Here is a 3,720-nt window from a genome sequence, read left to right as displayed (position 1 = left end):
ATGCCACAGGGACAAAAAATTTGGCATTGACTAACAAGCACACTGTTGAGTTCTCAAACAACCGACACACACCAACTCAGCACCACCCGACCGGGTGGAACCTCGCTTGGGGCAACCCTTCAATCTTACCAGGTCTTCCTCGGCTCCTCAACCCCGGCTGTTCGCCGTGATCCAGTCACCGTGGTCTTCCTCGTCGCGGGCAGGAGAACATCCTACGCCATGCGGTGGAAGGGTTTCGACCCCGGGACCAGCCACCCTCGATCGTTCGAGGCGGTGTCTGTTCCTCCCTGTCGGGCCGACATCCAGAACATTACGTGGCCCCTCGCGCCAGGGTCAAGCCGGGCTCGGGTGACCCGGCACACACGCCGTCGGCTCACCTTCCGCGATCCCGCCCCAGGTCCGGGCGCCTTGGGGCTCCACTCGCTCCACGGGCCGAGAGCGCCACGACCGGTCCCGGCCCCGTCACGACGGCCGCGCAGCCCGCAGCACCACGCGGTCCCCCGGCCGGAGCTGGGCCGCCCGGTCGACGTCGTCGGCACGCAGCACCCCGATGACCGGGTAGCCCCCGGTGACCGGGCGGTCCGCCAGGAAGACGACCGGCCGGCCGTCGGGCGGGACCTGCACCGCGCCGCGCACGAGGCCCTCGGAGGGCAGCTCGCCCGCACGGCGCGGGACCGCCTGCCCGTCCAGCCGGATCGCGACCCGGTCGCTGTCCGCGCTCACGGTCCGCAGAGCCCGCAACGCCTGCCACGCGCCGGGGAGGAACCAGTCGGCGCGCGGTCCGGGCAGGACCTCGAGCACCGCGCCCGCCCGCTCGCCGGGGCGCAGCTCCCCGGGGACGTGGCGCACGGGTGCGACGCCGGGGACGGGCCAGCGACCCGCCACCGGGGCACCGACCGTCAGCTCGTCCCCCGGCCGCAGCGGCGCGGGACCGATCCCCGCGAGGGTGTCGCGCGACCGCGAGCCGAGGACGGCGTCCGGGGTCACACCGCCCCGCACCGCGACGTAGGTCCGCAGCCCTCGCGCCGCGAGCCCGAGCCGCAGGACGCCGCCGGCCGGCACCGGGACGCTTGCGTCCATGCCCACGGGCATCCCGTCGACCGTCGCGGGGACCGCTGCCCCGCACAGCGCGACCACCGCGCGCTCCCGGAACCGGAGCGCGAGCCCGCCGAGGGCGACCTCGAGCGTCGCGGCGCTCGCCAGGTTGCCGACGAGACGGTTCGCGAGCGCGTGGGACGTGCGGTCGGCGGCCCCCGACGGCCCGACACCGATCGCCGCGAGACCGGGGCGCCCCGCGTCCTCGACGAGCACGAGCGGGCCCGTCGCGAGCACCTCGACGGCGGTCGTCGTCCCGGAGCCCCCACCCGCGCGCCGGCCCACGGAGCCCTCCCCCGGCTCCCGTCCCACCACGCCCTCCCCCGTGGTCGCGCCAGGCGCCGCGGTGCCGCGCCCGTCGCCTCGGCCCACGTCCACGAGCGCCGCGAGCACCGAGGTACCGGCTCGGGACGGCACGAACCGCACCCGCGCACCGGGTGCGACGAGCGCCGGCGGGTCGCGGTCGACGTCGAACATCCGCGCGTCCGTGCGGCCCAGGAGCCGCCACCCGCCCGGGGACTCGCCGGGGTAGACCGCGGTGAGCTCGCCCGCGAGCGCGACGGACCCTGCGGGGACGCGCGTGCGCGGCGTCGCGAGCCGAGGTGCCGCGATGAGGGGGTCGACGCCGGCGAGGTAGGTGAACCCCGGCGCGAAGCCGCCGAACGCGGCCTCGTACTCCCGCCCCGAGTGCCGGGCGACGACCTCCTCCACGCTCACCCCCGCCCAGCGGGCGACGTCCTCCAGGTCGGGGCCGTCGTAGCGCACCGGGATCTCGACGACGGACCCGGCGGACGTCGGTCCGTCGTCGGACGGCGCCCGGAGCAGTGCATGCTCGACCCAGGCCCGGGCGTCCGCGAGGGCGGTGGGCGCAGCGCACCGGACGAGCACGGTCCGCGCGGCCGGGACCACGTCGACGACCCCGGCCGGGGGGTCGGACGCGAGCGCGCGGTGCAGCGACCGCACGGCCGCCAGGTCGGGCAGGTCGACGAGCAGCGCCGTCTCCCCGAACCGGTGCACGGCACCGGCCGTTCCCGTCACGGCACCGCGCCCTCGGACGCGCCGCCGCCGGCTCCTGGGTCGACGAACGGGCGCACCTCGACGCCGGCGTCCTCGAGCGCGGCGCGGACGGCGCCCAGCAGCCCGACGGCGCCCGGGGTGTCGGAGTGGACGCACACCGAGTCGGCCTCCACCCGCAGGGGCGAGCCGTCCGCGGCCGGCACCGTGTCCGAGGTGACGAGCTCCACGACGCGCCGGGCGACCTGCTCGGCGTCGTGCACGACGGCGCCCGGCAGGCCGCGCGGGACCAGCTCGCCCGTGGGGAGGTAGCCCCGGTCGGCGAACGCCTCGCGCACCGTCGGGACCCCCGCGGCGTCCGCGAGGCGCAGCACGGCGGAGCCGGGCAGGCCGACCACGGGGAGCGCGGGGTCGTAGGCGCGCACGGCGTCGACGATCGCGCGGGCCTGCGCCTCGTGGTGGACGATCGCGTTGTAGAGCGCACCGTGCGGCTTGACGTAGCGCACCCGGTCCCCCGCCAGGCGCGCGAAGCCGTCGAGCGCCGCGAGCTGGTAGAGCACGTCGTCGGCGAGCTCGGCGGGGTCGACGTCCATGAAGCGACGCCCGAAGCCCGCGAGATCGCGGTAGCTCACGTGCGCCCCGACGCGCACGCCGCGCGCGACGGCGTCGCGCGTCACGGCGCGCATCGTCGCCGGGTCGCCCGCGTGGAACCCGCACGCGACGTTCGCACTGGTCACGAGGCCGAGCAGGGCCGCGTCGTCGGCGAGCGTCCAGCGGCCGAAGCCCTCGCCGAGGTCGGCGTTGAGGTCGATGCGCGTCACCGGACCATCATGCCCGGAACAGGCGGGCGCCCGGGCGCGGGGCCGACCGCGTCCTCAGCGTCGGGGCGTAGATTCGCGGGCATGCCCGACGACCTCCCCACCGCTCCCGCGACCGTGCGCGTCCGCCGCGCCACGACGGAGGACGCGCCCGCGCTCGCCGGGCTCGCGGCCCTGACGTTCCCGCTCGCGTGCCCGCCGGGCACGTCGCCCGAGGCGATCGCCGAGCACGTCGCGACGCAGCTCTCGCCCGAGCGGTTCCGCGCGTGGGCCGCGAGCGCCGCGCACACGCTCCTCCTCGTCGAGCCGGTGGCCGACGACGTCGCGGAGGACGTCCCCGACGCGCACGACGCCTCGGGCCTCCTCGGGTATGCGCTCCTCGTCCGCGGCGAGCCCGACGACCCCGACGTCGCGGCGGCGGTCGGGCCCGGCGAGGCGGTCGAGCTCTCGAAGATCTACGTGCACCCCGCGGCCCAGGGCACGGGTGTGGCGGGCGTGCTCATGACCGCGGCGGCCGAGGCGGCCGCGCGGCTCGGACCCGGCCAGCGCGTGTGGCTCGGCACGAACGGTCTCAACGCGCGGGCGCAGGCGTTCTACCGCAAGCACCGGTTCGACGTCGTCGGCGGACGCACCTACGTCGTCGGCGGCGAGACGCACACCGACGTGGTCATGGCGCTCCCCCGCGGCTGACGCGGCCCGCCGACCCGCACGACCGAGGGCCGGGGGGGGGGGGGCCCGCGCGCCGGTGGCGTATTAACATCGGGAGCAGCCGGCGCTAATTGTTGTGGTTATC

3 protein-coding genes are annotated in these 3,720 nt (G+C 76.7%); 1 reads left to right on the top strand and 2 read right to left on the bottom strand.

All coding sequences use genetic code 11. The features are described from left to right. Positions 1-462: 462 nt before the first annotated feature. Both ACFWH7_RS20900 and ACFWH7_RS20895 read right to left on the bottom strand, forming a co-directional pair. Positions 463-2,133, bottom strand: coding sequence for a 5-oxoprolinase subunit B/C family protein (locus ACFWH7_RS20900; protein WP_378219584.1), 1,671 nt, complete (start codon positions 2,131-2,133; stop codon positions 463-465). Next, positions 2,130-2,930, bottom strand: coding sequence for a LamB/YcsF family protein (locus ACFWH7_RS20895; RefSeq protein ID WP_378219582.1), 801 nt, complete (start codon positions 2,928-2,930; stop codon positions 2,130-2,132). Before ACFWH7_RS20895 ends, ACFWH7_RS20900 begins: the two co-directional genes overlap by 4 nt. 81 nt (positions 2,931-3,011) lie before the next feature. On the opposite strand from ACFWH7_RS20895, the gene ACFWH7_RS20890 reads away from it, so the two are divergent. Next, positions 3,012-3,617, top strand: coding sequence for a GNAT family N-acetyltransferase (locus ACFWH7_RS20890; protein WP_378219580.1), 606 nt, complete (start codon positions 3,012-3,014; stop codon positions 3,615-3,617). Positions 3,618-3,720: the final 103 nt, after the last annotated feature.

Origin of the sequence: Cellulosimicrobium cellulans (genome assembly GCF_042723955.1) — a bacterium.
GTDB classification, from domain to species: Bacteria; Actinomycetota; Actinomycetes; order Actinomycetales; family Cellulomonadaceae; genus Cellulosimicrobium; species Cellulosimicrobium cellulans_H.
This window is presented reverse-complemented; position numbering and strand designations above follow the sequence as displayed.